This is a genomic window from Gordonia sp. CNJ-863 (assembly GCF_001942325.1).
GTDB classification, from domain to species: domain Bacteria; phylum Actinomycetota; class Actinomycetes; order Mycobacteriales; family Mycobacteriaceae; genus Gordonia; species Gordonia alkanivorans.
This window is the reverse complement of sequence record NZ_MKKG01000018.1, coordinates 38,125-63,915: the sequence shown is the minus strand read 5'-3', so window position 1 is coordinate 63,915 and position 25,791 is coordinate 38,125. Positions and strand designations below refer to the sequence as shown.

Annotated in this window: 12 protein-coding genes, 1 tRNA gene and 3 pseudogenes; 9 read left to right on the top strand and 7 right to left on the bottom strand. The window is 69.0% G+C overall.

What is annotated here, in order from left to right; genetic code table 11:
- The 5 genes and pseudogenes from BJF87_RS11005 to BJF87_RS10990 form a co-directional block, all read left to right on the top strand.
- A pseudogene (locus BJF87_RS11005) lies at window positions 1–445 on the top strand (HNH endonuclease); the annotation flags it as partial.
- Between the two features lie 67 nt (window positions 446–512).
- A pseudogene (locus BJF87_RS25740) lies at window positions 513–684 on the top strand (dicarboxylate/amino acid:cation symporter); the annotation flags it as partial.
- 456 nt (window positions 685–1,140) lie between these two features.
- Window positions 1,141–2,604, top strand: coding sequence for an FAD-dependent oxidoreductase (locus BJF87_RS11000; RefSeq protein ID WP_006357354.1), 1,464 nt, complete (start codon window positions 1,141–1,143; stop codon window positions 2,602–2,604).
- 33 nt (window positions 2,605–2,637) lie between these two features.
- Window positions 2,638–3,273 (top strand): TetR/AcrR family transcriptional regulator, encoded by a 636-nt coding sequence (locus BJF87_RS10995; protein ID WP_006357353.1) that lies wholly within the window; start codon window positions 2,638–2,640, stop codon window positions 3,271–3,273.
- A 14-nt stretch (window positions 3,274–3,287) separates the two neighbouring features.
- A pseudogene (locus tag BJF87_RS10990) lies at window positions 3,288–5,319 on the top strand (neutral/alkaline ceramidase).
- A gap of 7 nt (window positions 5,320–5,326) precedes the next feature.
- Here the strand turns inward: BJF87_RS10990 and BJF87_RS10985 are convergent.
- The 4 genes from BJF87_RS10985 to BJF87_RS10970 form a co-directional block, all read right to left on the bottom strand.
- The gene (locus BJF87_RS10985; RefSeq protein WP_006357351.1) at window positions 5,327–6,841 is read right to left on the bottom strand and encodes a DUF4185 domain-containing protein; all 1,515 of its coding nucleotides are present in this window, start codon (window positions 6,839–6,841) and stop codon (window positions 5,327–5,329) included.
- 42 nt (window positions 6,842–6,883) lie between these two features.
- Window positions 6,884–8,074: an Ig-like domain-containing protein gene (locus BJF87_RS10980; RefSeq protein ID WP_006357350.1), complete on the bottom strand. Its 1,191-nt coding sequence runs from the start codon at window positions 8,072–8,074 to the stop codon at window positions 6,884–6,886.
- 256 nt (window positions 8,075–8,330) lie between these two features.
- Window positions 8,331–8,403 (bottom strand) — tRNA-Lys (locus BJF87_RS10975).
- A 143-nt stretch (window positions 8,404–8,546) separates the two neighbouring features.
- Entirely contained in the window at window positions 8,547–8,768 is a 222-nt protein-coding gene (locus BJF87_RS10970; protein WP_006357349.1) for a DUF3618 domain-containing protein, read from the bottom strand.
- 150 nt (window positions 8,769–8,918) lie between these two features.
- Between BJF87_RS10970 and bcp the strand changes: the two genes are divergently transcribed.
- Together bcp and BJF87_RS10960 are read left to right on the top strand one after the other, a co-directional pair.
- Window positions 8,919–9,410 carry a thioredoxin-dependent thiol peroxidase gene (gene bcp / locus BJF87_RS10965; RefSeq protein ID WP_006357348.1) on the top strand — a complete coding sequence of 164 codons (492 nt, stop codon included), beginning with the start codon at window positions 8,919–8,921 and terminating at the stop codon, window positions 9,408–9,410.
- A gap of 12 nt (window positions 9,411–9,422) precedes the next feature.
- Window positions 9,423–10,049 (top strand): TetR family transcriptional regulator, encoded by a 627-nt coding sequence (locus BJF87_RS10960; RefSeq protein ID WP_006357347.1) that lies wholly within the window; start codon window positions 9,423–9,425, stop codon window positions 10,047–10,049.
- A 29-nt stretch (window positions 10,050–10,078) separates the two neighbouring features.
- On the opposite strand, the gene BJF87_RS10955 is transcribed toward BJF87_RS10960, so the two are convergent.
- Window positions 10,079–10,471, bottom strand: a complete 393-nt coding sequence (locus BJF87_RS10955) for a holo-ACP synthase (RefSeq protein ID WP_006868104.1) — start codon at window positions 10,469–10,471, stop codon at window positions 10,079–10,081.
- A gap of 38 nt (window positions 10,472–10,509) precedes the next feature.
- The gene (locus tag BJF87_RS10950; protein ID WP_035750847.1) at window positions 10,510–19,752 is read right to left on the bottom strand and encodes a type I polyketide synthase; all 9,243 of its coding nucleotides are present in this window, start codon (window positions 19,750–19,752) and stop codon (window positions 10,510–10,512) included.
- A gap of 566 nt (window positions 19,753–20,318) precedes the next feature.
- Between BJF87_RS10950 and BJF87_RS10945 the strand changes: the two genes are divergently transcribed.
- Entirely contained in the window at window positions 20,319–20,744 is a 426-nt protein-coding gene (locus BJF87_RS10945) for an HIT family protein (protein ID WP_006357344.1), read from the top strand.
- Window positions 20,741–21,517 carry an NAD-dependent deacylase gene (locus BJF87_RS10940; protein ID WP_006357343.1) on the top strand — a complete coding sequence of 259 codons (777 nt, stop codon included), beginning with the start codon at window positions 20,741–20,743 and terminating at the stop codon, window positions 21,515–21,517. The genes BJF87_RS10945 and BJF87_RS10940 overlap by 4 nt, the downstream gene beginning before the upstream one ends.
- Window positions 21,518–21,543: 26 nt before the next feature.
- Here the strand turns inward: BJF87_RS10940 and BJF87_RS10935 are convergent, their stop codons facing one another.
- Complete coding sequence (locus BJF87_RS10935; protein ID WP_042377734.1) at window positions 21,544–25,698, bottom strand: AAA domain-containing protein; 4,155 nt, start codon at window positions 25,696–25,698, stop codon at window positions 21,544–21,546.
- Between the last annotated feature and the right edge of the window lie 93 nt (window positions 25,699–25,791).

The window sequence follows — 25,791 nt, the reverse complement described above, 5'->3', positions numbered from 1 at the left end:
CACCCCCGACTGCGGCATATCCGCCGCGCACGTGGAAATGCACCACGCGCAACTGGATTGGGGTCTCGGTGGACTCACCGACATCACCGACCTCGCACCGGCGTGCCCGAAACACAATCGCATGGTCGGCGAGCAGGTAGGTCAGTTCACCACCCGCATGGTCCGTGAAGGCCCCGACGAAGGTCGCTGCGCCTGGCGGTTGAACGCCGAACCCGGCGCCCCACCCAACCCCGAACACATCAACCGGCGACCCGACATCCCCCGCCGATTCGCCGAACAACTCAACAAGGTGCGCACCGAGATCCACGGACCCGACGAGGAGTCCGGCGCTGAAACGCGCCTTCACCTGCGCGAGGTCATCGACCTCCGCAACGCCACCGACGCCGAAGCCACCCTCGCCTCGCTGCTCCTCGCCGCCGCCTACCCGACCCTCGCATCCGTATGACGTTGTGTCCGGAATGCGGGCACAACATCATAAGGTTCAACCGCCTCACCTGCGACGAAATCCGGACCTCAACTACATGATCGTCGTGATGTTCCTCGCGCAGGCGGGCCGAGTGGAGCTCACCGTCGGCGACATCGCCCTCGGCATGGCCCTCGCGATCCTGCTGAACATGGGCACCATCACCGTGCCCGGCGGTTTCCCGGTGGTCGCGACCCTTCCTCGCCACGTCGCTCGACCTCATGCCTAGGCCCCACGACCTGCGGGTACTTGGACCTCAATGATCCCGAACCGGCTGCGGGCGTTGTTTTTCCGCAGTAGCGTCACGGACATGCCAGCATATTGGGTCATGTTCGTCGTCGCGCTGATCTCCTGCATCATCATCGGGGTCGGGTTCATCGTCGGCATCCCCGGCAACAAGGACTGATCGCCGGCCCCTCCTCTGCGGCCGCATCGAGAGTGCGCGCCGCAGGTCAACGTCGCGCGCACCACTTCGACACGCGCACAACTTCGACACGATCGCCACTTCTGGCGCATGAGCGCTGGTCACAGCCAGCGCTTGTGCGCCGGAGGTGGCGATTGTGCGTTGATCGGGGTGTTGCGCCTCACACTCTCCTGTTACTCTCTCGATACTTCAGGTCATCTGACCTGAACATGTGGTCGATAGCCTCGCCATCACCACGAGATCGGGGGATCACATGGGTACACACCTCTCACGCAGACACTTCCTGGGCGGAACGCTGGCGGCAGCAGGCGCGTCGCTGGTCGGGTCGGGGCGGGTGTCGGCTGCGCCGACGGGGATCGTCGACGTCATCGTCGTCGGCGGAGGACTGTCCGGGCTCGCGGCTGCCAGGGCACTCAAGGCTGCCGGCGCGTCGGTGACCGTGCTCGAGGCCCGAGACCGTGCGGGCGGGCGCGTCCACAACATCTCCTCACCCAAGCTGGGCGCCACGCTCGACGCCGGAGCCGAATTCATCGGGCCCACACAGGGTCACATCGCCGGCCTCGCCCGTGAGTACGACGTCCGGACGCTGCGGACCTACAACGCCGGCGACAGCATCTTCGTCAGCCGCACCGGGACGACGCGGGTACCTGCCGCTCTGCCGATTCCCGCAGTGGCCGACCTCGGCCAAGCGGGTGCCGCGCTGGTCCGGGCCCAGGCCGACGCGCTGGCGGGCTTCCCCGTCGGCCAGCCGTGGAAGCACCCGAACGCCGCCTACCTGGACTCGATCACCTGGGGGCAGTACACCCACCAGATCGCCGACACCCAGACCGCGCGCGACCTCGTGCAGATAGCGATGTCGGCACCGCTGTCGGTCCGTCCCGACGAAGTCTCCGCGCTCTACTACCTCAACTACATCGCGGCATCCGGCGACGAGCAGAACCCGGGAACCCTCATCCGACTCCTGAGCACCGACGACGGCGCGCAGGAGCGACTGTTCGAAGGCGGCGCCGCCCTCATCCCGCTTCGGATGGCCCGCGAGCTCTCGGCGAACATGGTCTACAACGCGCCCGTCCGGTCGATCTCCTACACCGACGGCATCGCGACCGTCGCCGGCGACGCCGGCACCCATCGCGCGCGCCGCGTCATCGTCGCCATGTCCCCCGCCATCGCCGGCCAGATCGACTACCGCCCAGGACTTCCCGCCGCACGCACCGGCATCCACCGCGGCTACCGCATGGGTGCGGTCAGCAAGTTCGCGGCGCTCTACAAGCGGCCGTTCTGGCGCGACAAAGGTCTGTCGGGACAGGCCTACGGCGCTGGACGCCCCATCGACGTGACCTTCGAGAGCTACGCCGAGGGCAACCACATCCTGATGGGCTTCATCTCCGCCGACGCCATGCGCCGCCTCGATCACGCTCCCGAATCCACCCTGGTCAAGGAGTGCATCGCCAACTTCGTCGAGTACTTCGGTCCCGAGGCCGCCGACTTCATCGACTACGGCGTGTTCAAGTGGGATCTCGAACCCTGGTCGCGCGGTGGGCCGGTCGCGGTGAGCCGACCGGGCACCCTCACCAAATACGGCACCGCACTCCGCGAGCCCGTCGGCCCCATCCACTGGGCCGGCACGGAGACCTCGGACTACTGGACGGGATACATGGACGGAGCGGTCCGCTCGGGGCGTCGTGCGGCACGGGAGATCCTCGGTGATCTCCGGTGACCGAGCTGACGTGAAGGTGCGCCGACCATGAGGATGCCTGTCGAGGAACGGCGAGAACTGCTGCTGGAGTCCGCATTCCGGGTGATCGCACGACGCGGGGTCGACGGCGCGACCACGCGCGCGATCTGCGCGGAGGCCGGCGTCACGCTGTCGACCTTCCACTACGTGTTCGCCACCCGCGACGAACTCCTCGAGGCACTCGTCGAACGCGGAACCGAGAAGGAGTTGACCGCGGTGGGCGCCGCGCTCGGCGAGGGCGCCCAGGACATCTCGCCGGGCCGGGCCGGCGTGGTGGCGATCCTGCAGAGCGCGCTCTCCGCCTACATCGACGGGGTACAGGCCGATCCCGACCGCGAGCAGGCCATGATCTCGCTGAACCAATACGCCAGGCAGACCGACGGACTCAGCGACCTCGGCGCACAGATGTACCTCCGGTACTACGAGGCGATCGCAGACGCGCTCGACGGTGTCGCCGCGGCCACCGGTACCGCCTGGGACCGCGCCTCCGCCGATCTCGCACCGCTCGTCCTCGCCGCCACTGACGGAATCACTCTGTCTTTCCTGAACATCCGCGACCGCGCGATCTGCGACCTCATCGCAGACGCCGTGGTCGCCAACCTGTCGACGCACATCGCCGACAACCCAGAGACCACCCAGGAGAAAGCTTGAAGGGGACACACCACGTGGACGTGACACGGAGACAACTGATCGCCGGTGCGGCGGTGACCGTTGCGGGCGGCGGTCTGGCGCTGAGCACGGCCGGTCGGGCCCCGGCCGCCCCCTCCGACTCGACGAACTACCTCGTCGGCTGCGGTATCGGTGACGTCACGGGTGCCGTTGCCGGACAGGGCATGATGGGCTACTCCAATCCGGAGCAGGTCGCGGCCGGCCTCCTCCAGCGATGCTGGGCGCGCGCCTACATCATCGTCGACCAGGCCACCGGCAAGCGCGTGGTCTTCCTGACCGCCGACATCGCCTGCCTCTTCGAGTCACACCACATGGGGCTGATGGAGAAGCTGAGCAAGCGTTTCGGTTCGCTCTACACCGAGGCGAACGTCAACCTGAACGCGCAGCACTCGCATGCCTCCTGCGGCGGGACCGCCTGGGACTACGCATATTCGCTCGCCGCTTTCGGATTCAAGAAGAACTCGTACGACGCCGAGGTCGACGGCATGTTCGCCGCCATCGTCCGCGCGCACGACAACCTGGCGCCCGGCACGATCACCATCGGTCGCGAGGAACTGCACAACGCCAGCGCGAACCGGTCCAGGGTCGCCTTCGACGCCAACCCGGCGTCGGAGAAGAAGTTGTTCCCCAACGCGATCGACCCGCAGGTCACCGTGCTGCGGCTTCGGCACGCGAGCGGGAGGGACGTCGGGGCCATCACCTGGTTCTCGACCCACGGCACCTCGCTGGCCGATCACAACGTGCTGATCGCCGGCGACAACAAGGGGTACGCCAGCTACCTGTGGGAGCGCACCCAGCCGGGCTTCGTCGCCGCCTTCCCGCAGACGAACTCGGGCGACATGACGCCCAACCTCTCCCTCGAGTGGTTCACACCGAGCGGCCCGACGACCGACAACAAGCGCAACTGCGAACTCATCGGTGAACGCCAGTACGTCGCCGGACGGCGCGCCTTCGAGGCCACCCGCCCGATGACCCGCGGCGGCGTCGACTCGATCACGCGCTACGTCGACATGTCCGCGGTGCGGGTCGCCGGAACCTACACGCCCGACGGGAAACCGGCGTCGACGACGCCGGCGATGATGGGTGCCGCCGCAGCGGCGACCAGCAGCGAGGACAACTACGAGCAGCCGCTCCCCCTCCTCGTCGAGGGCATGACCAATCCCCTCGTGGCCGCTCTCGGCGGCGACAAGAAGCCGCCGATCGCCCCGTGGATGCGGGACATGCAGGCGCCCAAGCTGATTCTCTTCCCTCTCGGACTCATGCCGCCGTCGGGCTGGATTCCGTCGGTGGTCCCGTTGCAGATCATGCGGATCGGGGAACTGGTGCTCGTCGCGGTGCCGGCCGAGGTGACCGTCGTCGCGGGACTCCGACTTCGTCAGGTCGTCGCCGACGAACTGCGCGTCGACATCGACAACGTGCTCATCCAGGGTTACGCGAACTCCTACACCCAGTACGTCACCACCCCGGAGGAGTACGACCTCCAGCAGTACGAGGGTGGCGAAACCCAGTACGGCCGCTACACATTGCCCGCGTACATGCAGGAGTTCGCGAAGCTCGCCGCCGCGATGGCATCGGGCCGCAGCCTGGGGCGCGGTCCGGCGCCCGTCGACAAGTCCGGCTTCCAGCCCGATCTGCTACCGCCGGTCCCCGCCGACCGCCCCATCCCGGGGCACGCCTACGGCGACGTCCTCCGCCAGCCGCGGGTCGTACCGTCCGGGGCAGCCCATCACCGTCGACTTCGTCGGCGCGCACCCCAACAACGACTTCCGGCATGGCGGAACGTATCTGGAGGTCCAGCGCCGCGAAGGTGATTCGTGGACGACGGTCGCCGACGACAACGACTGGTCGACCGAGTTCCGCTGGGCACGCCCGCCCGGCAGCACCGACACCTCGCGCATCACGATCACCTGGCGACCGCCCGCCGGGGCGTCGGGGACGTACCGGATCAAGTACGACGGCAACAGCCGCGACGGCAGCGGCAGGATCCGGCCGATCAGCGGGATGTCGCGGACATTCGAGGTCCGCTGAGCGTCCGTCAGCGGACGCGCGCCTGCATCAGTGCGACGTTGTAGTCGGTCCAGGTCGACATGGTGAAGTACAGGTCCTCCCCGCTCGACCACGGGTGCATGAAGCCGCCGTAGAGCTGGTCGTACCTCGACGAATGGACCAGTTCTGCGGGTTCGGACCAGAGCCCTTGGGGTTCGCGGGCCTTGCGCAGCATGATCCCGCCGCGGAGGGCGTCGAGGTAGGTCAGCTGCCACCGCTTCGACTTCTCGTCGTAACGGGCCGACACCTCGCCGGCCGGTCCGGCGAAGATCACCGACGCGACGTTGCCGTCGCGTGCGGGGACCCAGCGACCGTCTCGCCAGTACTGGTAGGCGGTCTTGTTCAGTACGTGGTCGCGGTGGACTCGCGCGAGGCCGACCGAACCGATCCGCGAGTTGGGCGTGCCGAACATGTACACGTACTCGCCCTGGGGAGCCATCGACGACACCTGGAACTGGCTGACGCCGAAGATGTTGTCCCATCGGGCGTACGGGTCCTTGGTCCACGTCGACCCGCCGTCGTCCGAGTACGCCAGCCCGCCGTGGTTGGTCAGCCACGTGCCGGGAATCTTGCCCCAGGTCCGCACCGACATATAGGTCATGAACTGGCGGTCGCCGATCGCGAAACCCGAGGTCGGGATGACGGTGATCTCGTAGTGGTCGATGCGTCGCGCGCTGAGCAGTTCCGCGGCGTGGCATCGGCTGTCCTGGATCATCGTGTCGATACTCATCCCGTCGGACAGCTTCGCATCGCTCGAGAACCCGAGCACGTTGGACCGCCAGTCCCGCCCGTTGGCACCCGGCGGGCGGAAACCCTTGCCGACGGTGTCGCCGAAGACGACCGCGACCTTCCCCGGTGCGGACTCCCACATGATCCCGAGGTCGGTGCCGTGGATCTGCCAGCGCTTGTCGGTACGGCTCGTCGAACCCTTACCGGTGAGCGTGCTGACGAGTTCGACGCCCGACACCCGCGGACGCGTCGGCTTGGATGCGACCGGTCCGGCGTCGACACCCGGGGCGACGGCCGCAGGTGGCGGAGGAAGCTCCGGCGGGTTCGGGTTGGGCACCGGAACAGGGATGTTCTTGGGCGCCGGATCGAAGGTGATCTTCGGGAACTCGATGCTCAACGCGGGACCGCCGGCGTCGGGTTTCGGCTTGGGTGGGTCGGTGATGTCCGGGCACGGGTCCGAGCACGGGTCCTTCGGCGGCTTCTCCGACGGGATGCGGACCACCGGCTTCTCCGGAGCCGGTTCGGGCACCGGCAGGATCCGCGGGTACGGCAGCGGGATGCTGAACCGGTCGGGCAGCCGCGGGATCAGGTCACGCGGGTCGACCGGACCCTTCTTCGGTTTCGGCGGCAGATCCGCCTCACACCCCGAACTCGGCAACACGTCCGACGGTGCTGCGTGCACAACCGCGGCGGAGCCCCCGAGCGCGGTTCCGGCGACCACGATCGCGCAGACCGGGACGAACCATCGCAGCCTGCCGATCCGGAAAGAGCCCATACGAGAACCGTGTGTGCGGCTCTCGGATGGACTGTTCATGGGTCAGGAGTTGTCCGCGTTGCCCTTGCGCCACTCCGACCACGGGATGTTCCAGTCACCGAGGCCGTCGGTGCCGGAGAGCGTGCCGCCCGTGGTGTTCTTGACGACCACCGGGTCGCCGCGCAGCGTGTTGTTCATGACCCAGAGCGCGTTCTCCGGGCTGAGGTTGAGGCAGCCGTGGCTCGTGTTGGTGTTGCCTTGGGCCCACACCGACCAGGGCGCCGAGTGGAAGAAGATGCCGCTGTAGGACATCCGCGTCGCGTAGTCGACGGGGGTGCGGTAACCGTTGGACGAGTTGATCGGGACGCCGTACGTCGACGAGTCCATGATGATGTGGTCGTGCTTGTCGGCGATCAGGTAGATGCCGTTGTCGGTCTCGTCGCCCGGCTTGCCCATCGACGTCGGCATGCTCTTGATGACCTGGCCGTCGCGCTCGAACACGACCTGCTTGGTGTTGTCGTCGGCGGTGATCACCATCCGGCGGCCGACCGTGAAGTTGGTGCGGACGTTCTCCTGGCCGTACAGGCCGTCACCGAGGTCGATGCCATAGGTGTTGACGGCGACCCGCACCTTGGTGCCGGGCTTCCAGTACTCCTTGGGACGCCACCGGACCTCGCTGTCGCTGATCCAGTAGAACGCGCCCTCGACCGGCGGATCGGTGATGACCCGGATCGCCTTCTGCGCGGCTCGACGGTTCGGGATCGGCTCGTCGAACTTCACCGCGATCGGCTGTCCGACGCCGACGGTCTCACCCGGGTTGGGGGTCAGGTAGGCCTGCGTCAGGTTGTTGGGGCTGCTGGTCGTGAAGGTGACCTTCTTGGTGACCGCGCCGCCGATGCCGACCGCGTCGGTCTCCAGCGTGTAGGTGCGGTTGTAGCCGAGCGCCTCGTTGCTGACCCAGACGGTGTCGTTGTCGGTGAAGGTGCCCTTGAGCGGGGTCCCGTCCGACTTGGTGATGAGAACCCGGCTGAGCGTGCCCTCGCTCGTGGTGACCTTGATGGGTGCACCCGGCTGGACGCCGACCGTGTTGTCACTCAGCGGCTGATCGTTGAGTTCGGTGATGTCGACGGCGGGCTTGAGCAGATCGTCGAAGAGGCTCGAACTGGTGACGTTGTCGGAGTACGCCGCCTCCTGTGAGCACGATGTCACGAGTGCGATGATCGCAAGCAACACACCACTGATGATCAGTGGCATCCGTCGTGAAGAACGACCGATCCCCATCTCTCTCCCGCCTGTCACGCCCGACTCTGATGACCGGTCGGCCGAATGCCTCCCCGAATCTCGCACCAGTGTACGAGAACCCGGTCTGTGAGCTCCGCTGTGTGTCGTCCGTTCGGCGGCGTGTCCTGCGCACCGCCCGCGACACCGACCTCCGCAGGCCACTGCGTCACAAACCCTGATATGCCACAAGACGCCTCGCAATTGCTGCGAGGCGTCTTGTGAAACTCTGTGCGCCATCAGGGACTCGAACCCCGAACCCGCTGATTAAGAGTCAGCTGCTCTGCCAATTGAGCTAATGGCGCTTGCCTTTTTCGCCTCCGGAGTACCTCCCGGCGGCGAGAAGGAACATTACATGACACCATCCCCAGTTGTGAAATCGCCTGGTCGGAGCGGGTTTGCGCGGGTTTGAGGCCGTCGCTTCCCGGGGTGCCGGCAGCGGCGTGGGTCAGCTGGTGATCTTGCGGACCACGAGCACGAGCACGAGTGCCCCCACGCCGGCGATGGAGTACATGACCGCGGGCTTCTGCAGCGTCGCCAGAGCCTTGGATTTGGCGTCGTCGGCGAGGCGCTGCGGGTTGGCACGTTCGGCGAGCGCGTCGAGCGTGCTGGCAAGGTCCTCACGGGCCTTGGCGATCTCCTGCTCGATACGTTCGGTGTCTCCGGCCACGTTGCATCCTTCCGGCGCTTCTCGCTCTAGTTACGCGTCGTCACTGCTCACGCGTTGTCATTGACTGTCCAGATCGCCGCCGGACGGCGGCGGTTCGATGCTACGACATCCTCCCGTCGCGGCATGTGACCATGCACTAGCCTGACTGTCATGGCAGAGGTCACTCCCCCGGTGGAGGCACAGCGTTTGTCCGTCGGTGATCGCGCACCCGCGTTCACCCTGCCCGACGCGAACGAGAATCCGGTGTCGTTGTCCGACTATGCCGGACGGAAGGTCATCGTCTACTTCTACCCGGCGGCGTCGACGCCCGGCTGCACCAAGCAGGCGTGTGATTTTCGCGACAATCTCGCCGAGCTGAACGACGCCGGCCTGACGGTGCTCGGCATCTCCCCGGACAAGCCGGCCAAGCTGGCCAAGTTCGTCGAGAAGGAAGGGCTGACCTTCCCCCTGCTGAGCGACCCCGAGAAGAAGGTGCTCACCGAGTGGGGCGCCTTCGGCGAGAAGAAGATGTACGGCAAGACCGTCACCGGCGTCATCCGCTCCACGTTTCTCGTCGACACCGACGGCACCATCGCGCTCGCGCAGTACAACGTCCGCGCCACCGGACACGTGGCCAAGCTGCGCCGCGACCTGTCCGTCTGAGATCCACCTCCGATGACCGAGTCCGCCGAACCGCTGATGCCGCGCAAGCGGCCCACGCAGGAACGAAGCAAACGCAAGTTCCAGGCGATGCTCGAGGCGGCCCGCGAACTGCTGATCGACGTCGGTTTCGAATCGCTGACGTGTGAGGAGATCGCGGCGCGCGCCGAGGTCCCGATCGGGACGCTGTACCAGTACTTCGCGAACAAATACGTCATCGTCTGCGAACTCGACCGGCAGGACACCGTCGACGTCCGCGAGGAGCTGACCGCGTTCGCCACCGAGGTGCCGTCGCTCGAGTGGCCCAGCCTGCTCGAGAAGTTCCTCGACCATCTCGCGGCACTGTGGCGCACCGACCCGTCACGGCGTGCGGTGTGGCTGGCGGTGCAGTCGACGCCCGCCACGCGTGCGACCGCGTCGGAGAACGAACGCGTGCTCGCAGAACAGGTCGCACGGATCATCGCACCGCTCACGCCTTCTCAGCGTGAACGTCGCGAGATGATGTCGCAGGTGCTGGTGCACACGGCGTACTCGTTGCTCAGTTTCTCGGTGCAGGACGGCCACGACCACGACGAGACCGTCGCCGAACTCAAGCGGATGCTCGCGGGCTATCTGCTGCTCGAGGAGTCGACGACGGTCTGAGGGTCGTGGCGGCCCTGAGGGTGTGGGGCCTATCTGCCCTCGAGGATCGCTACCGCCGCCGCGGTGTCCCCGTCGTGCGTCAGGGACACGTGGACGACGGTGTCGCGCAGGTGATTGCCGATCTCGCCGGACAGCCGGATCGCCGGCCTGCCCCAGTTGTCGGTGACGACCTCGATGTCGCTGTGCCGGATCAGCGGCAGCAACGGGGACCGCGAGAACCGGCTCACCGACCAGGCTTTCACGACGGCTTCCTTCGCCGCCCAGCGCGCGGCGAGATGCCGTGCGTCGTCGCCGGTTCCGGCAGCCGAGTCCCGCCGTTCGCCGACCGTGAACCGGTCGGCGAACGTCGTTCCCGGCTGCCGGAGCTGCTCGGCGAACTCCGGGATCGACACGATGTCGATCCCCACTCCGAGAACGCTCATCTCTTCCGGCTTCGCCTCACTGCTCGAATCCGCTGCCGTCACCGGGTTTCCGGAACCGGACCGGACCCGTACACGTCCGCCGCGTCGAGGCGCACCGACGGGTCGAGGAGCATGCCCGCCTCGGCGTCGTGCTCGTCGACCGACTCGTCGAAGCGGCGGTTCGGCGGCCGCTGGTAGGCCGGCTCGCCCCCGCAGATCGACTGCAGGAAGCGCTGGCTGCCCAGGCGCGCACGCTCATCAGCCCGCTTCCGGTAGGTCTCCCGCTCCTCGGGTGCCAGGGAGGCGATGAAGGCCTCCGGGTGGACGACCGCGATGAGCCCGGACACGTGACCGAAGCCGAGGCTGGTCAGCAGACCGGCCTTGAGCGGGAACCGCTCCCCCAGCTGCAGCGTCTCGCGCGGCCACACCAGGTGCGGGTACTCCTTCATCTTCTCGTCGACGCAGTCGAGGCTGCGGTTCGGCGGGATGACCCCGTCGCGGAGCATCTGGCACAGGCCGATCAGCTGGAAGGCCGCGGCACCGCCCTTGGCGTGGCCGGTGAGCGACTTCTGCGACACCACGAACAGCGGGGCGCCGGTGTTGCGTCCGATCGCCTCGGCGAGGCGCTCGTGCAGCTCGGACTCGTTGGGGTCGTTGGCCTTCGTCGACGTGTCGTGCTTGGACACCAGCGCGACGTCGTCGGCGGTGACACCGAGCGAGTTCAGGGCGTTGGCCAGCGGCGAGGACAGCGCACCGCGGGCTGCACCCAGGGCACCGAGTCCCGGAGCCGGGATCGAGGTGTGCACGCCGTCGCCGAAGCTCTGCGCCCACGCCACCACACCGAGGACCGGCAGACCCATCTGCGCCGCCACGTCGCCGCGGGCGAGCAGGATCGTGCCACCACCGGCCGACTCGACGAACCCGCCGCGTCGGCGGTCGTTGGCCCGCGAGAACCGGCGGTCGTCGATGCCGCGTGCGGTCATCTTCGCCGAGTCGGCGGTCGCCGACATCGCACCGAAGCCGACGATGCCCTCGATGCCGAGGTCGTCGAAGCCGCCGGCCACCGCGAACAGCGCCTTGCCGAGACGGATCTTGTCGACGCCCTCCTCGACCGACACCGCTGCCGTGGCGCAGGCCGCGACCGGGTGGATCATCGCGCCGTAGGAGCCCACGTACGACTGGACGACGTGCGCGGCAACGATGTTCGGCAGGGCCTCCTGCAGGATGTCGTTGGCGTTGGCCTCACCGAGCAGGGTGTTGATGTAAAGGTCCCGCATCGAGGCCATGCCACCCATACCGGTGCCCTGGGTGTTGGCGACGAGGCCGGGGTGTACCCAACGCATCAGCTCGCTCGGCGTGAAGCCGGACGACAGGAACGCATCGACGGTCGCGACCAGGTTCCACAGGGCCACCCGGTCGATCGCCTCGACCATGTCGGGGCTGACGCCCCAGCGGGTCGGGTCGAAGCCGGTCGGGATCTGGCCGCCGACGGTACGGGTCAGCGAGAACTTGCGCGGCACACGGATCTCCGTGCCGGCCAGGCGCGTGACCTGCCAGTCGCCGTCGGGATTCTGCGTGACCCGCGTCTTCTCGGGGTTGGCACTCGCGAACGCACGGGCCTCGGCCTCGGAGTTGACCGTGAAGGTCAGGTCCTCGTCGAGGAACACCGAGGTGAGCAGCGGCGAGGTGTTGTCGACCATCGCGCCGTCGTCGGCGTAGCGACGAATGCCGCACCGCGACACGACCTCGTCGTGGTAGCGCTCGGCGATCTCACTCTCCGGCACCGGATCACCGGACTCGGTGTCATACCAGCCCGGCTTCGGAGCCGAATCCCAGTGGATCAGACCGGTGTTCCAGGCCAGCTCGAGAACGCCTGCCGCCGATAGCTTCTCGTCGACCTCCATTTCGAAGCGGGTACGCGCCGAACCGTACGGCCCGAGCTCGCCGGCACCCACGATGACCACCAGGTCCTCGGGACGCGCGTCGATCGTCGGCCATTCCGGACGCATGCTGCGCGGAGCGCGGGCGGGCGCCGGGAGTGCGGCGACGGTGGTCGTCGCCGATGCCTCGTCGGCATCCTCGCCGGCCTCGGCAGCCGCTGCGGCGGTGGCCGCGAGCGCCTTGAGGTCGGTCGAGGCGTCGAGCCCGCCGGTGAAGTCGGCCAGGACCGGAGCGGTGGCCGCGGACTCACGCTGCTCGGGGGTGCACAGCGTCAGCAGGTTGGCGGCCATCTCCTCGGTGCTCCAGGTGCGGACACCCGCAGCCTCGACCGCGTCGACCATGCCGTCGTTGTGGCCCATCAGCCCGGTGCCGCGCACCCAGCCGATGAGGGCGTGGGCCAGCGTGGTCTTCGAGCCCCACGACTCCTCGGCCGACCAGCGGGTCACGAGCGCGTCGAGGGCGGCCTTGCTCTCGCCGTAGGCGCCGTCGCCACCGAACATGCCGCGGTTCGGGGAACCCGGCAGCACCACGTGGAGGCGGGCCGCGATGTCGTGGTCGGAGTGGACCTCCGCCAGCCCGGCGATCAGCCGCTCGACCGACCACAGCAGGACCTTCATCTCCAGCTCGGCGCGAGCGCCGGCGTCGGTGAGGTCACCGGCCACCCGCGGAGCGGCGAACGGGAACAGCATCGTCGGCTTCATGGCCGGCTTCACCACCGCGATCGTGCCGCCGAGGTTCTCGGTCTGCTCCGCGGCCACCCACTCGACCAGGTCGTCGACGTCGGTGTACGACGCCATGTTCGCCGGGGCGATCCACAGCGCGGCACCGGTGCGGGCGTTCTCGCGATAGAGCTTCTTGTAGAAGGCGAGACGCTCGGAGTTCAGTCGCGAGGTGGTCGCGATGACGGTCGCACCGCCGGCGAGGAGGCCGGCCACCACACCTGCGGCGATCGAGCCCTTGCTGGCGCCGGTGACGACGGCGATCTCGCGGCTGTAGATCCCCTTCTCGGGGTTCTCGGCGGCGTGCGCGATGGCACCGAAGACGCGGCCGTGCACGGCGTTCCCGTTCGCGAGGGCCTTGCCCTGCCACCAGGTGGCGTGTTCGGCGACGGTGTCGCCGGCTCCGGCGAACCCGCCGACGACCTTCTCGAAGTCGGCGTCGAGCTCCTGCTCGTCGGCCAACCAGAGACGGACGAGATCCTCACGGGCGGTTGCCCACCGGTCGTCGATGAGCACGACCTTGGCGTCGTCGAACGCCGGCGCGACAGTGCGCGCCCAGTCTGATCCGAGTTCGGCACTGACCAGCTCGGCCAGCTCGGCGTTGGGATCGGCCGCGGCCTCGGCGAGGTCGGCGACCTCGGCGAGTCCCAGCTTCTCCAGCACCGTGTACGCCGCCGAGGCGAGCGCACCCGACCGGCCGGTGATCTGCTCGGTGAACTCGCCGAGAGCAGCCGCGTCGACCGTTGCCCCACCGCCGGATTCGGCGGCGGGCTTGCCCACCGCGATGCCCTTCTCGGCACCCACGGCGGTGACCGCCTTGTCGATCAACGCGTCGAGCGCGTCGGCGTTGGCGACCGGGCCGTCGAGCAGGTTGCCCAGTGCCTCACCGCGGACCGAGGCCCCGTCCCGCGTGCCCAGTGCGAGTGCCACGGTCGTGTGCAGTCCCCAGCCGGGGCCGAGCTGCCACACGCTGCTGACGCGGTCGGTGATGTAGTTCTGGCGCTTGCCCAGCGGGCCGAGGACCTTGCGGACCTGGTCGCTGACCGCGTCGGTGAGCACCGCACCCAGCGGCCGGTAACCGCGGGCGAGTGTCTCGACGGTCGACGACAGCGCGACCATGTCGGCCTCGGCCGCACCGTCGATGGCGCCGAGTCCGAGCTCGCCGCCGATGTCGAGCAGGAGCTGGTTGCGGCGTGAGGACACACCGTCGCACAGCGCCTCGATGGTGTCGGCCGCACCGATCTGGTCGACGCGCATCTTGGTCCACAGGGCGATCACGGACTTCACCGCATCCGACGGGGTGAACGTGATGTCGTCGGGACGCGGGCCGCCGGCGGGAGCGGCCGGAGCCGGTGCCGCCGCCGCGGGGGCAGCGTCCGCCGGAGCGGCGGCCGACTCTGCGGGAGCGTCGATCTCGTCCTCTTCCGGCTCGTGACCGGCATCCTTGGCCAGGATCACGTCGGAGTCGCGTTCGACGTTCACCACCTCGGTGGTGGCCGAGGCGTAGTCGTCGAGCTTGAGGGTGTTGTTGGCCAGACCCGTCAGGGTCGGCGCACCCTTCAGACCGATCTCGACGAAACGCTGCACGGCGAGACCATCGCGCTCCGGACCGCTGAACAGCAGGTCCTGGGTCTCGATCCAGCGCACCGGGCTCGCGAACTGCCAGGCGAGGAGCTCGATCAGGAGAACGCGGGCCAGCTCGGTGGGCTTGGCGGTCCAGTTGTCCCAGTCGGCGAGGACCTCGTTCAGCGGATCGGACGGCACGAGCGCCGCGATCTCCTCGACGAAATCGCGTCCGAGGTTGAACAGGCGCGGCACCAGGTTCGGAATGTAGCGGCCGATCAGGATGTCGATGTCGATGTCGGCGGGCAGCAGCTCCTCGAGCTTGCCGCGGAACTCCGGCACACCGGCGCGCAGGACGCTGGAGTGGAACGGGACGTCGATACCCGGGATGAGGATGAACGCCCGCTTGCCACCGAACTCGGCACGGCGACGGTCGATCTCGGCCTCGAGGTGCTCCAGGCCCCGGACCGTGCCGGCGATCGCGTACTGCGAGCCGAGCAGGTTGAGGTTGACGACCTCGAGGAACTCACCGATCTCCGCACCCAGGCCGGAGACGAAGCCGGTCACATCGGCGTCGGCGAGACCGAACTGGCTCGGCCGGATCGCGGCCATGCGATAGTCGCTGCGGCCCTGCTCATCTCGCGGAACGAGATGGTGCATGGCCTCGCCGCGCTGGAACACGACCTCGAGGACCGCCTCGAGCGGCAGGACGCCGGCGCAGGCGGCGAGAGCGTTGTACTCGCCGACGGAGTGACCACAGGTGATGGCGCCCTCGACGAAGCCGCCGGCCTCCTTGAGTTCGGCGATCTGCGCGACACCGAGGGTCGCCATCGCGACCTGGGTGAACTGCGTCAGGTACAGCACGCCGTCGGGATGGTTGTAGGTGGTGCCGTTGGCGACCAGGGTCGTCGGGTTGTCCCGCACGACGGCCAGGATCGAGAAGCCGAGCGCCTTGCGCGTGTGCTTGTCGGCGCGATCCCAGATCTCACGGGCTGCCTTGGACCGCGACCGGGCGTCGAGGCCCATGCCCTTGCTCTGGATGCCCTGCCCCGGGAAGGCGTAGACGGTGCGCGGCGCGGCCAGGAGGCCGGTGGCGCTCATGACGAGGTTGTCGCCGACCTTGGCGCTGACCTCGACGACCTCACGGCCGTTGTCGAGGCCGACACGGTCGACGCGCACGGTGATGGTGTCGCCGAGGCGGACCATCCCCAGATAGCGTGCAGTCCAGCCGATCAGCGGTCGCGGCGACGGGGTCGGGTTCTTCGAGTCGGTCGCGGTGACGACCTGCTGCGCGGCAGCCGACAGCCACATGCCGTGCACGATCGGGTCGCCGAGTCCGGCCAGCTTGGCTGCCGAGGCGTCGGTGTGGATCGGATTGCGGTCACCGGAGACGACGGCGAAGCCGTGCATGCGGTTCGGCGCGGTGATGGTGGCCGAACGGAGCAGCTTGCGGGTGGCCGACTGCTCGGCCTTCGGGGCACCGCCCGCGCGGAGCGGGTCGGTGAGCTCGGCGGCACCGAGGCGTCCGCGGATGGCGAAGCGCTCGTCGAGGGTGGCGATCGGGCCGGCAGTCCCGGCGATCTCCACCGAGACCTCGACGACACGGCCCACGTCGGAGTCGCGGACCGCGCCGGCACGGGCGGTCACCGTCAGTTCGGCGGTCTCCGTGGGGATCTCACCGGTGAGAGCGATCGCATGGTCGAGGTGGACCAGGTCGAGCAGACCCTCGACGACCGGTGCGCCGGTCTCGGTGCGGGCGGCACCTATCACGCTGAACACGCTGGGCCAGCAGGCGCCGACCAGGGTGTCGGGGACGGCGAAGCCGAAGGGCTCGGTCGGGGTGGTCGGACGCAGGTGCGCGGGCAGGGAGAAGCCGGTCACCGATGCATGGTCGGCCACCGAGTCGGGCTGCCAGGTGATGGTGGTGGTCGCGGTGCCGTCGGTCACCTCGGCGAGTTCGCCGCCCGCGGCGACCGTGAGGATCTCGGTCATCGCGCCGGCTGCCTCGTCGAGTCCGACGACCGGCGATCCGCCGTCGCGCACGCCGAGACCGGCGAGCAGCGGGATGCGCACGGCCGCACCGGAGATCGGGACGACGAGATCGAAACGGACGACGCCGTTCTCGGTACCGGCCTGCTCGATGACGGCGCCGGTGGGCTCGTGCTCGGCACGCTCGGGGGCGACGATCGACCAGGCGGCGCGATCACCGAGGAGGGCGACCGGGCTCGGGACGATCCGTCCCGCCCAGCTGACGTCGTCGGATTCCAGAACAGCAGTCAGGACGCCGGCGTCCTCGACCAGTCCGGCACGGTGTCGCGAGGCAACCTCCACCGAACGCACACCTGCGGTCAGCAGGTCGGTGACGACCTGCGCCTCGAAGCGGTCCAGCAACTCGCCGACCGGCTCGTCGACGCGGGTGATGCCGGCAACGGCGACCGGACCGGGGATGACGCACACGGCGTCGGCGCCGTAGCGCGTGTCGTGGGCCTGCCACAGCGAGTCACTGCGCCACCAGCGGCGCACGTCCTTGTCGATGACCGGCACGAAGTTGACCGGCTTGCCCGGGGTGCGGCACTGCTCCAAGAAGAACGCGACGTCCGCGGGATGCAGGACGTCGGTGTCGATCTCGCGGTAGACGCTGCCCAGCGCGTCGATCGCGGCGTGCGGGTCGTCGGTGGACGACAGCTCGGCGAACATCGTCGGGATGGGACCCGAGTCCTGCGGGTGCATGCGGGCCTCGGTGCGCTGCAGCATCTCGACGAAGCGCTGCTGCCAGGTGATGTCGGCCCACGGGTGCTGATCGCCGTTGGCGTCGCCGACCGCGAGGGTGGCGTAGCGGTCGAGCCATTCGCGGTAGGTCATCTCGGCGACGTCGCCGAAGTACGGCTTGGCGGTGTCCGCCATCGCCGCGATGATCTCGTCGCGGCGTGCGGCGACGGCCTCGGCGTCACCGGCGACCTCGTCCAGCAGACGGCCGCAGCGGGACGCGGTGTTGTCGACCTCGTGGATGTCGGCGCCGAGCTGCGAACGGCCCGAAGCCATTCCGGCGGTCGCGTGGCCTGCACCGATCCACTCGTCGATACCGACGGTGTCGACGAGGAGCTGCTTGACCTCGGGAGTGGTGGTGGCCTCCTTGGCGGCCATCGCCGCGGTGCCGATGAGGATGCCGTCGAGCGGCATCAGCGGATAGCCGTAGCCGCTCGACCAGACGCCGGTCAGGTATTCGCTGGCACGCTCCGGGGTACCGACGCCGCCGCCGACGCAGATGACCACGTTGGGTCGGGCGCGGAGTTCGCCGTAGGTGGCGAGCAGCAGGTCGTCGAGGTCCTCCCACGAGTGGTGGCCACCGGCGCGGCCGCCCTCGATCTGGACGATGACCGGATGGTGCGGGACCTCGTTGGCGATCCGCACAACCGAACGGATCTGCTCCACGGTGCCCGGCTTGAAGGCGACGAAGCGGAGTCCGGCCTCGACGAACTCGTCGACGAGGGCGACCGCGTCCTCGAGTTCGGGGATGCCGGCGGAGACGATCACGCCGTCGAGCGGCGCGCCCTGGGCACGGGCCTTCTGCACGAGGCGTTTGCCACCGAGCTGCAGCTTCCACAGGTACGGGTCGAGGAACAGCGCGTTGAACTGCGCCTCGCGACCCGGCTCGAGCAGGTCGGTGAGAGTGGCGATGTTGCGGGCGAAGATGTCCTCGGTGACCTGGCCTCCACCGGCGAGCTCGGCCCAGTGGCCGGCGTTGGCCGCGGCGGCGACGATCGCCGGGTCGACGGTGGTCGGGGTCATGCCCGCGAGCAGCATCGGCGAACGTCCGGTGAGACGCGTGAACGCGGTCTCGACGACGGTCCGGCCGTCGGGCAGCTCGACGAGGGTCGGGGCGAACTGGGACCACGGGGTGGCGACCTCGGGCACCCCGCCCGGGCTGAAGAGGTTGCGCTGTCCGACGCGCAGGGCGGCGGGGACGAGGCCGACACCCTGGCCGCGGACGAGCGATGAGGTGAGACGGGTGGCGATGTCGCCCGGACCGAAGTCGAGGATCCACTTGGCACCGCCGGCGACGACCTCGTCGACCGAGGAGACCCAGTCGACGTGTGCGACGAGGATGTCGTGGGCGTGACGGGTGGCGAGCTCACGGTCGATGCCGCAGCGGTCGGCCCAAGCGCCGACGAGTTCGACGGCCTCGGCCATGTTCGGGTGGTGGAAGGCGACCGACACCTGCAGGTGGTCGAACTTCGGGGCGAACGGTGCGCCGCCGGTCAGCTTGCGCTTGCGCTCGTCGGCTTCGGCGGCGGCGATCCGCTCGCAGAGCGCGACGAAACCGGCGAGGTGACGCGGGGCGCCGGAGAGCACGAGTGCGTTGCGGCTGTTCTTGATCGAGACGACGGGCGCGGTGGCCAGGTCGCTCTCTGGCAGGGTCGCGCGGTACTGGGCGAGGACCTCGTCGACGCGTGCCGGGGTGACGTTGTTGACCGCCAGCATCGGCGTGCCGTCGGTGGTGACCCCGAGGCCGCGGCGACGCGCGATGAGCGAACCAGCGGCACCGATGAGGTGGGCGACGGCGAGCAGCAGGCCCTCTCCGGCTTCCGCGGCGTTCCCCTCGGCTCCGACCGCGTCGGTGGCCAGCGAGCCCTGCGAGTGTCCGATGACGGCGCTGGGCGGGATGCTCGCGGTGTCGAGACCCTGCTTGCGTAACGCCTCGATGGCGGCCAGCTGGGTCAGCAGGACCCCGGGACCCGAGAGGGTGAAGTCGGCGAGAGCGGCCTCGGTGGGCACCTCTTCGCCCGCGTCGTGCGCGTGGACCCACGCGAGGGGGTGGAAGCCGTCGGCGCGCGCGACGACGAGGTCGTCGGCGACGGGTGCGACGAGCCGTTCTGCGGCCTCTACGATCCCGCCGATGCGGTGTTCGAGGTCGGCGTCGACGACCAGTTCGGCCAGCGTCGGCAGCCACGCGCCACCCTGACCGCCGAAACTGATCGCGTAGGGCTCGCCCTGGGCGAGCCGGTCAATGAGTGTGGTGGTGGGGCGCTCTGCGTTGGCGGCGCCCTGCGAGCCGGTGCGGAACTGGTCGACGGTCACGAGTACTCCTCTGTGGTGGTCGGTCTCGGTGGTCGGCGGAGTGTCTTGGTGCCGGCGCGCGCGCCGGCGGGTGTCTTGGGTGCAGGCGGGAGCGCCGGCGATTCCTCGTCGGTGAGAACGGGGGGTCGCCCACGACACCGGGGCATCGCAGGCGGAAACGAGAGCGGCAGCCCTGCCTGATTCGAACTACTTGGTACAACTGATGAACACGCCTGCCACACAAGGACATCGGCGCTCCCCGGCTCATGGAGGAGTCGCTTACGACGTGAACGTGACACCCATGATGACACACGAAAGTGAGGGATTCCTCATGTTTCCGGGTGACCTGCCGGTATACCCATCAGTAACCCCGCGGGTAACTTGAAAGACCATGTCAACAACCATCCGAAGGGTTGCAAAACATGCTGGCCAGACAACGTACCCGAGGGTATGTCGGCCGCCGAACGCGCGCTCGGTCAACCGTTATGAAACCGTGATGTGATGCGGACCACTTTCCGGTCCGACGGCGGGTCCGCGGCGTTCGCACGGTGCCCGGACGCGCTCCGCCCGTGCCCTAGAGTCGCCCCATGAGCAGTTGCATCTTCTGCGCCATCATCGCGGGCACGGCTCCGGGCCGGATCGTCTATTCCGACGACGACGTCGTCGGCTTCCTCGACATCCGACCGGTCACCCGCGGGCACACCTTGCTCGTCCCCCGAGTCCACTCATCCGGGCTCGACGACCTCGACCCGACACTCGGGGCGGCCCTCTTCGCCGCCGGACAACGCGTCGGATCGGCGCTGAAGGCCGGGCCGATGTCCGCGGACGGGGTCAACCTCGCCCTCAACGACGGCCGCGCCGCGTTCCAGACCGTCTTCCACACCCATCTGCACGTCGTGCCCCGCCACGCAGGCGACAAGCTCAGTTTCGCCAAGGGTCTGGTCGTGCGTCGCGATCCGGACCCCGACGAGACCGCCGACCTGGTGCGCGCCTCCCTCGAGGCCGCGGGATGACCGGGCCGACCATCCCCGAGGCCGTGATCGACCTCGTCCGAGACGCGGACTGGATCACCGTCTTCAGCGGGGCCGGCGTGTCGGCCGAGAGCGGGATCGCGACCTTCCGCGACGTGCAGACCGGACTGTGGGAGACATTCGATCCCGCCGAACTCGCCACCCCGGAGGCATGGGAACGCGACCCCGCACTGGTCTGGGGCTGGTACCGGTGGCGAGCCCGCGAGGTGCTCGCCGCCGAACCGAACACCGGACACCGAGCACTGGCCGAGCTCGGCGCCTCGCGCACCGTCATGGTCGTCACCCAGAACGTCGACGACCTGCACGAGCGTGCCGGAAGCGACGTGGTCAGCCACCTCCACGGCAGTCTCTTCGCGCCGCGCTGCTCGGTGTGCCACACCCCGTACGACGGTCCGGATGCGCGGCCGTCGGCAACCGATCCGGACACCGAGCACGTGGAGCCCCGGGTCACTCCGCCGACCTGTCCGAGGTGCGGCGGCGACGTCCGCCCCGGCGTCGTCTGGTTCGGGGAGTCGCTGCCGACCGACGACTGGCAGCGGGCCGATCAGGCGTTCCGCGCGAGCGAGGTGGTCATCGTCGTCGGCACCAGCGGAATCGTGTACCCGGCCGCATCACTCCCCGAACGCGCTGTCCGCGAGGGCATTCCGGTGATCGAGTTCAACCCTGCCGAGTCGTCGGTGACCGACTTCGCCACGCACAGCCTGCGGGTGTCGGCCGCCGAGGGCCTACCGGCTCTGCTCCGCGCGCTGGGCTGACGGTCCACTCGCCACTCCCCCGCGCGTCACTCCCCGGCGGTCAGGTCGATCGGCGTCCACGTCGGGGCGACCTCTGCGGCCGGACGTGCCGTGAGCGATCCGGGCTTGCAGCCACGCGCCTCGAGGGCCGCGGCGACCGCATCGATCACCCGATCCGGGTCGAGTTCGAACTCCGACTCCCGGACCCGGGCGAATTCCCAACCGCAGCGCCGCAATTCACGCTCGCGCTCGAGATCCGAGCGGGCCTGGCGTCCGGTCCCGGGGAACGCGTCGGGATCGCATTCGACGGCCATCCGGGCGTCGGCACCGAGGACCACCAGGTCGATGATCCGGTTGTTGACGGTGACCTTCGGGGTCACGTGGTAGCCCAGTGCCGCGAGACGGTTGAACACCCGCTGTTCGAGTAGGTTGTCGAACGGCTCGACGCGGAGGTCGTCGGGCACGTCGGTCGGCATCGGACTGATCGCGAGACCCTCGTTGGCGGTGAAGTAGGACAGCAGCGAGTACCGGATGTCGTTGTGCCGCAAGTCTTCTGGTCCGATCGAATGGAACAGCCAGACCTGGTCCATCGCGCGGGTGGCCGCGACGTTGATCCGTCGCTGCGATTCTGCGCGCGTCAGTGCCGAGATGGCCGTCGGATCGGAGACGACCATGGACAGGAAGATGACGCGGCGCTCGTCGCCCTGGAAGTCCGGCGGGGTGCCCACCCGGATACGACGGGTGCGCCACGCCTCGGCATCGAGCCCGTTGCGTAGGGCCCGTTCCAAGGCCTCCGCCTGTTTGGTGCCCTGCAGCGCGATCACGCCGAAGTCCCGGCCGTCGTAGGCCGGATCGGCCAGACAGTCGCGCAGCGCCCCGAGGATCGCCTCCACCTCGCCGTCGTTCACGAGGCCCGACCCGCTGCCGGTGGCCTCGCCGTCGACCGCAACCGTGCGCAACGGCTCGAGTCGGTCGGAGCCGTACTGCCGCACCGGGATCAGCGGCGCCTTGCCGTAGAACTGCCGCGACGAGAACTCGATGATCTCCGGCATCGACCGGAAGTGCTCGCGCAACCCGACGACGTTGCCGAACCTGCTGCGGAGCAGCGAGAACAGACTCGACCGCGGGGTGAGTCCGTCGCGGAGGTAGGTCGGTAGGTCCGGGAGCGCGGCGTCGAGTTCGGCGAAGGCGTCGTCGAGCGTGGTACCCGCCAGCCCCACTGGCGCACACTGCTTGTCGTCGCCCACGACGATGATCCGGGGCGCGAGCCACAGCAGGAAGGAACTGGTGATGTCCGCCTGTGACGCCTCGTCGACGATGACGACATCGAAGGAGTGCCGGCGCGGCGGGAGCGTCTCGGCGACCTGGTTGATCGACATGATCCAGGCCGGGATCGCGTTCTGCGCCACGGCCATCGCCTCACGCGCGGCACGCCGGAACCGGTTGGCGTGCTTGCCCGACCCCTTGCCGAGGTTGATCATGTGGTCGCGGTAGGACTGCAGCGCCTGGATCTCGCCGGTCGTGGTGCGCCCGAGCAACTCCCGCCAGGCACGCGCCGAGGCGAGACGGGTGGTCAGCTGCGCGACGTCGACCTCGATGGCATCGAGGTCGGCCGAGATCCGGGTTTCGGAATGCACGTCGCTGCGTTCGGACACCCACGTGTGGGCGTACCGCCACGCCCAGGCGGCAGCCATCTCCCGCGCGCGTTCGGACCAGATCGGATCGCGCGGCGTCGCCCAGATCGTCCGGACCAGTTCCGGAGCGCGGCTCTTGAGTCGCAGTTCGAGGAGATCGAGCGCGTTCTCCGCATTCGCCTGCTCCTGGGCCTTGAGGAAGGCTCGGCGGGCCGTGCGGATCCCGGCGGCGTCGGCGGTGCCGAGCGCGGCGAGTAGTGCATCACCTTCGGATGACGGGCCCTTGTCGAGTTCGGCGGCCAGCCCGTAGGTGCAGTCGGCCAGTTCCCGTTCGGCCAGGGCCGCGTCGTTGGCGGCGGCGATCGAACCCGCCTGCCCGGCCACCTCGGCGATCTCCGCGACGCTGCGGGGGCGCGGGCCACCGGGGCTGATCGCCTCGAGTTCGTGGACGAGATGATCGCGCCCGGTGACCAGACGCGAGATCCACGCGAGCTGCGCGTCCAGCCTGACGAGCCGATCGACCTGTGCGGACCGGGATCCGGAGGCATCGATCGGCACGTGGAGGTCGGCCAGGATGCGATGGACCTGGTGGACGGCGTCGACGACCGTCAGGTGGTCGGCCACCCTTCGCAACGACACCTCGTCCGTCGGGACCCGACCGTCGACGGTCGCCCGTACTTGCGACTCCTCGACCGCGCGCTGCTGCGGGGAGCGGCGCAGCCGGCCGCGCCATTGGCCACCCTCCGCCAGATGTTCGGCGGCTGCGTCGAACAGCGCCGCATCGCCCGGGCGGTCCCCCTCGACGAGAACCGTGTGGGCGCCCAGGTCGCGGTCGCGCCGGGCAGCCTCGGCGATCACCGGGGACAGGGTCGTCACGCGGGACCACAGGTGGGACGCGTTGCCGGCCAGCAGCCGATCGGCCATGTCGACCATCGGCGCCGGAAAGGACGCCACCTCGCCCGCGGCCACGCCCAGCTGTTCGCAGATCTCCTTGATGGTGAGAAGTCGTTCGCTGTCGACGCCGTCGAGAGACGGGAGCAGCGCTCCCGTGCCGCCGTGGGTTTCCTTTGGTCGGGCGGCGATCCGCGCGCAGATCGTGTCCATGTCGCCGGGCTCCGGCAGATGATCGGCGAGCTCGGGGAACCGCTGGGTGAGACGGCCGCGGTCGCCGCCGGTCACCTGGAGGAGTTCGACGAGCCGGGCGAACTCCGAGGAATCCAGGGGCGGGACCGCACCCTCGAGTCCCGGCGGCATCCAGTCGAAGCGCTCGGCGTCGCGCTTGACCTGCCGCACGATGTCCGCCGGGGTACCCCGATAGTCCCCCGCCACCCACTCGTGGACCTCGGTCTCGCCGGCGCGCAGATCCCACAGCTCGCGCATGAGCTGGTCGCGCTGGGTCAGGGCGTGGTCGCGGCGGGCCTCGAGGTCGGCGATCTCGGCGTCGGCGACGGACACCGAGAACGCGGCCTTGCGCGCGGCGAGGTTCTCGACCACCGACACGATCGTCTCGGCATGGTCCTGGGAGATGTCGGCGATGGACACCGTGAGTTCGCGCAGCGCGGGCGGGAGCATGTCGCGCAGCACGTGGAGCGCATGCGCCTTCTCGCTGACGACCAGCACGCGCTGCCCCTTGGCGAGCAGCGCGGACGTCACGTTCGCGATGGTGTGCGTCTTGCCCGTACCGGGCGGCCCCTCGACCACGACGCCGCTGTCGTGGCCCAGCCGCACGAGCACGTCGCGTTGCTCGACGTTCGAGGGCAGCGGGAAGAGCGCGTCGGCGATGAGACGTTCGGGTGAGAGCACGGCCGGCGCGTCGAGCGCGCCCAGCCGATCCTCGGCGTCGATCGGTTTGACCAGCTGGGCCAGGCCGACGGGCACGCTCGCATCCTCGTCGCGCAGGTCGTCGATGATCGCGTCGTAGAAGGCGAGCGAGTTCTCGACACCGCGGCGTCGCAGGACGATCGCCGGTCGCATGTCGAGCGAGAGGGTGGCGCGGTCGGCGTCGATCTCGATTTCCCCCAGCCACTCGCCCACGAGATCGGTGACCTTGCCGGCGACGACCGACGGCTGCTCGGCGAGTCGGGTCCGGGTCTTCATCGCGCCGGCGAGTTCGAGTCCGTCGACCGCGGCGAGCAGATGGGTGTCGTGCATGGTCGGCGCGGAGCCCGCGCCGAGGGACACGCGGATGGCGCCCGACTCGTCGCGGTCGGCGACCACTGCCTGTGTGAGGAGATGCTCGCGGACGAGAGGTTCGGAGCCGGCGTCGTCGTGGACGGTGACGAGGGCGTTGGCCAGGACGAGTTCGAGGGTCTCGGGGCTCTCGGTCAGCTCGTCGACGAGGCGGGCGACATCGGCGTGTGCGGTGTCGGCGGGATCGATCTCGACGACGACCTGCCCCGGCGCGGCCGACGCCCGCACCGAGATGGGCGTCGAGGCGCCCACCCAGACGTGGCCTGCGTGTTCGTCGATGTCCCGGACATCACCGGAGCGCGAGCGGACGACGTCCCTCAGGAACGCCATCAGCCGGGTGACCTGGTCTCGCAGTGTCTCGCGAGTGTCATCCTGCATCCGATGGGTTCCTCTCGTCGCCGGCGTTCCTACGCTATCAAGCCGCTGGTCAGGAAAGCGGAACTGCCGCACCGTATGTCAAGGAGACCACGT

Bases quoted from the DNA above. Each gene is read 5' to 3' on its own strand.
- BJF87_RS10960 (WP_006357347.1), top strand. From the start codon at position 9,423: ATGACCGAGTCCGCCGAACCGCTGATGCCGCGCAAGCGGCCCACGCAG.
- BJF87_RS10955 (WP_006868104.1), bottom strand. From the start codon at position 10,471: ATGAGCGTTCTCGGAGTGGGGATCGACATCGTGTCGATCCCGGAGTTC.
- BJF87_RS11000 (WP_006357354.1), top strand. From the start codon at position 1,141: ATGGGTACACACCTCTCACGCAGACACTTCCTGGGCGGAACGCTGGCG.
- BJF87_RS10945 (WP_006357344.1), top strand. From the start codon at position 20,319: ATGAGCAGTTGCATCTTCTGCGCCATCATCGCGGGCACGGCTCCGGGC.
- BJF87_RS10985 (WP_006357351.1), bottom strand. From the start codon at position 6,841: ATGGGCTCTTTCCGGATCGGCAGGCTGCGATGGTTCGTCCCGGTCTGC.
- BJF87_RS10940 (WP_006357343.1), top strand. From the start codon at position 20,741: ATGACCGGGCCGACCATCCCCGAGGCCGTGATCGACCTCGTCCGAGAC.
- bcp (WP_006357348.1), top strand. From the start codon at position 8,919: ATGGCAGAGGTCACTCCCCCGGTGGAGGCACAGCGTTTGTCCGTCGGT.
- BJF87_RS10935 (WP_042377734.1), bottom strand. From the start codon at position 25,698: ATGCAGGATGACACTCGCGAGACACTGCGAGACCAGGTCACCCGGCTG.
- BJF87_RS10980 (WP_006357350.1), bottom strand. From the start codon at position 8,074: ATGCCACTGATCATCAGTGGTGTGTTGCTTGCGATCATCGCACTCGTG.
- BJF87_RS10995 (WP_006357353.1), top strand. From the start codon at position 2,638: ATGCCTGTCGAGGAACGGCGAGAACTGCTGCTGGAGTCCGCATTCCGG.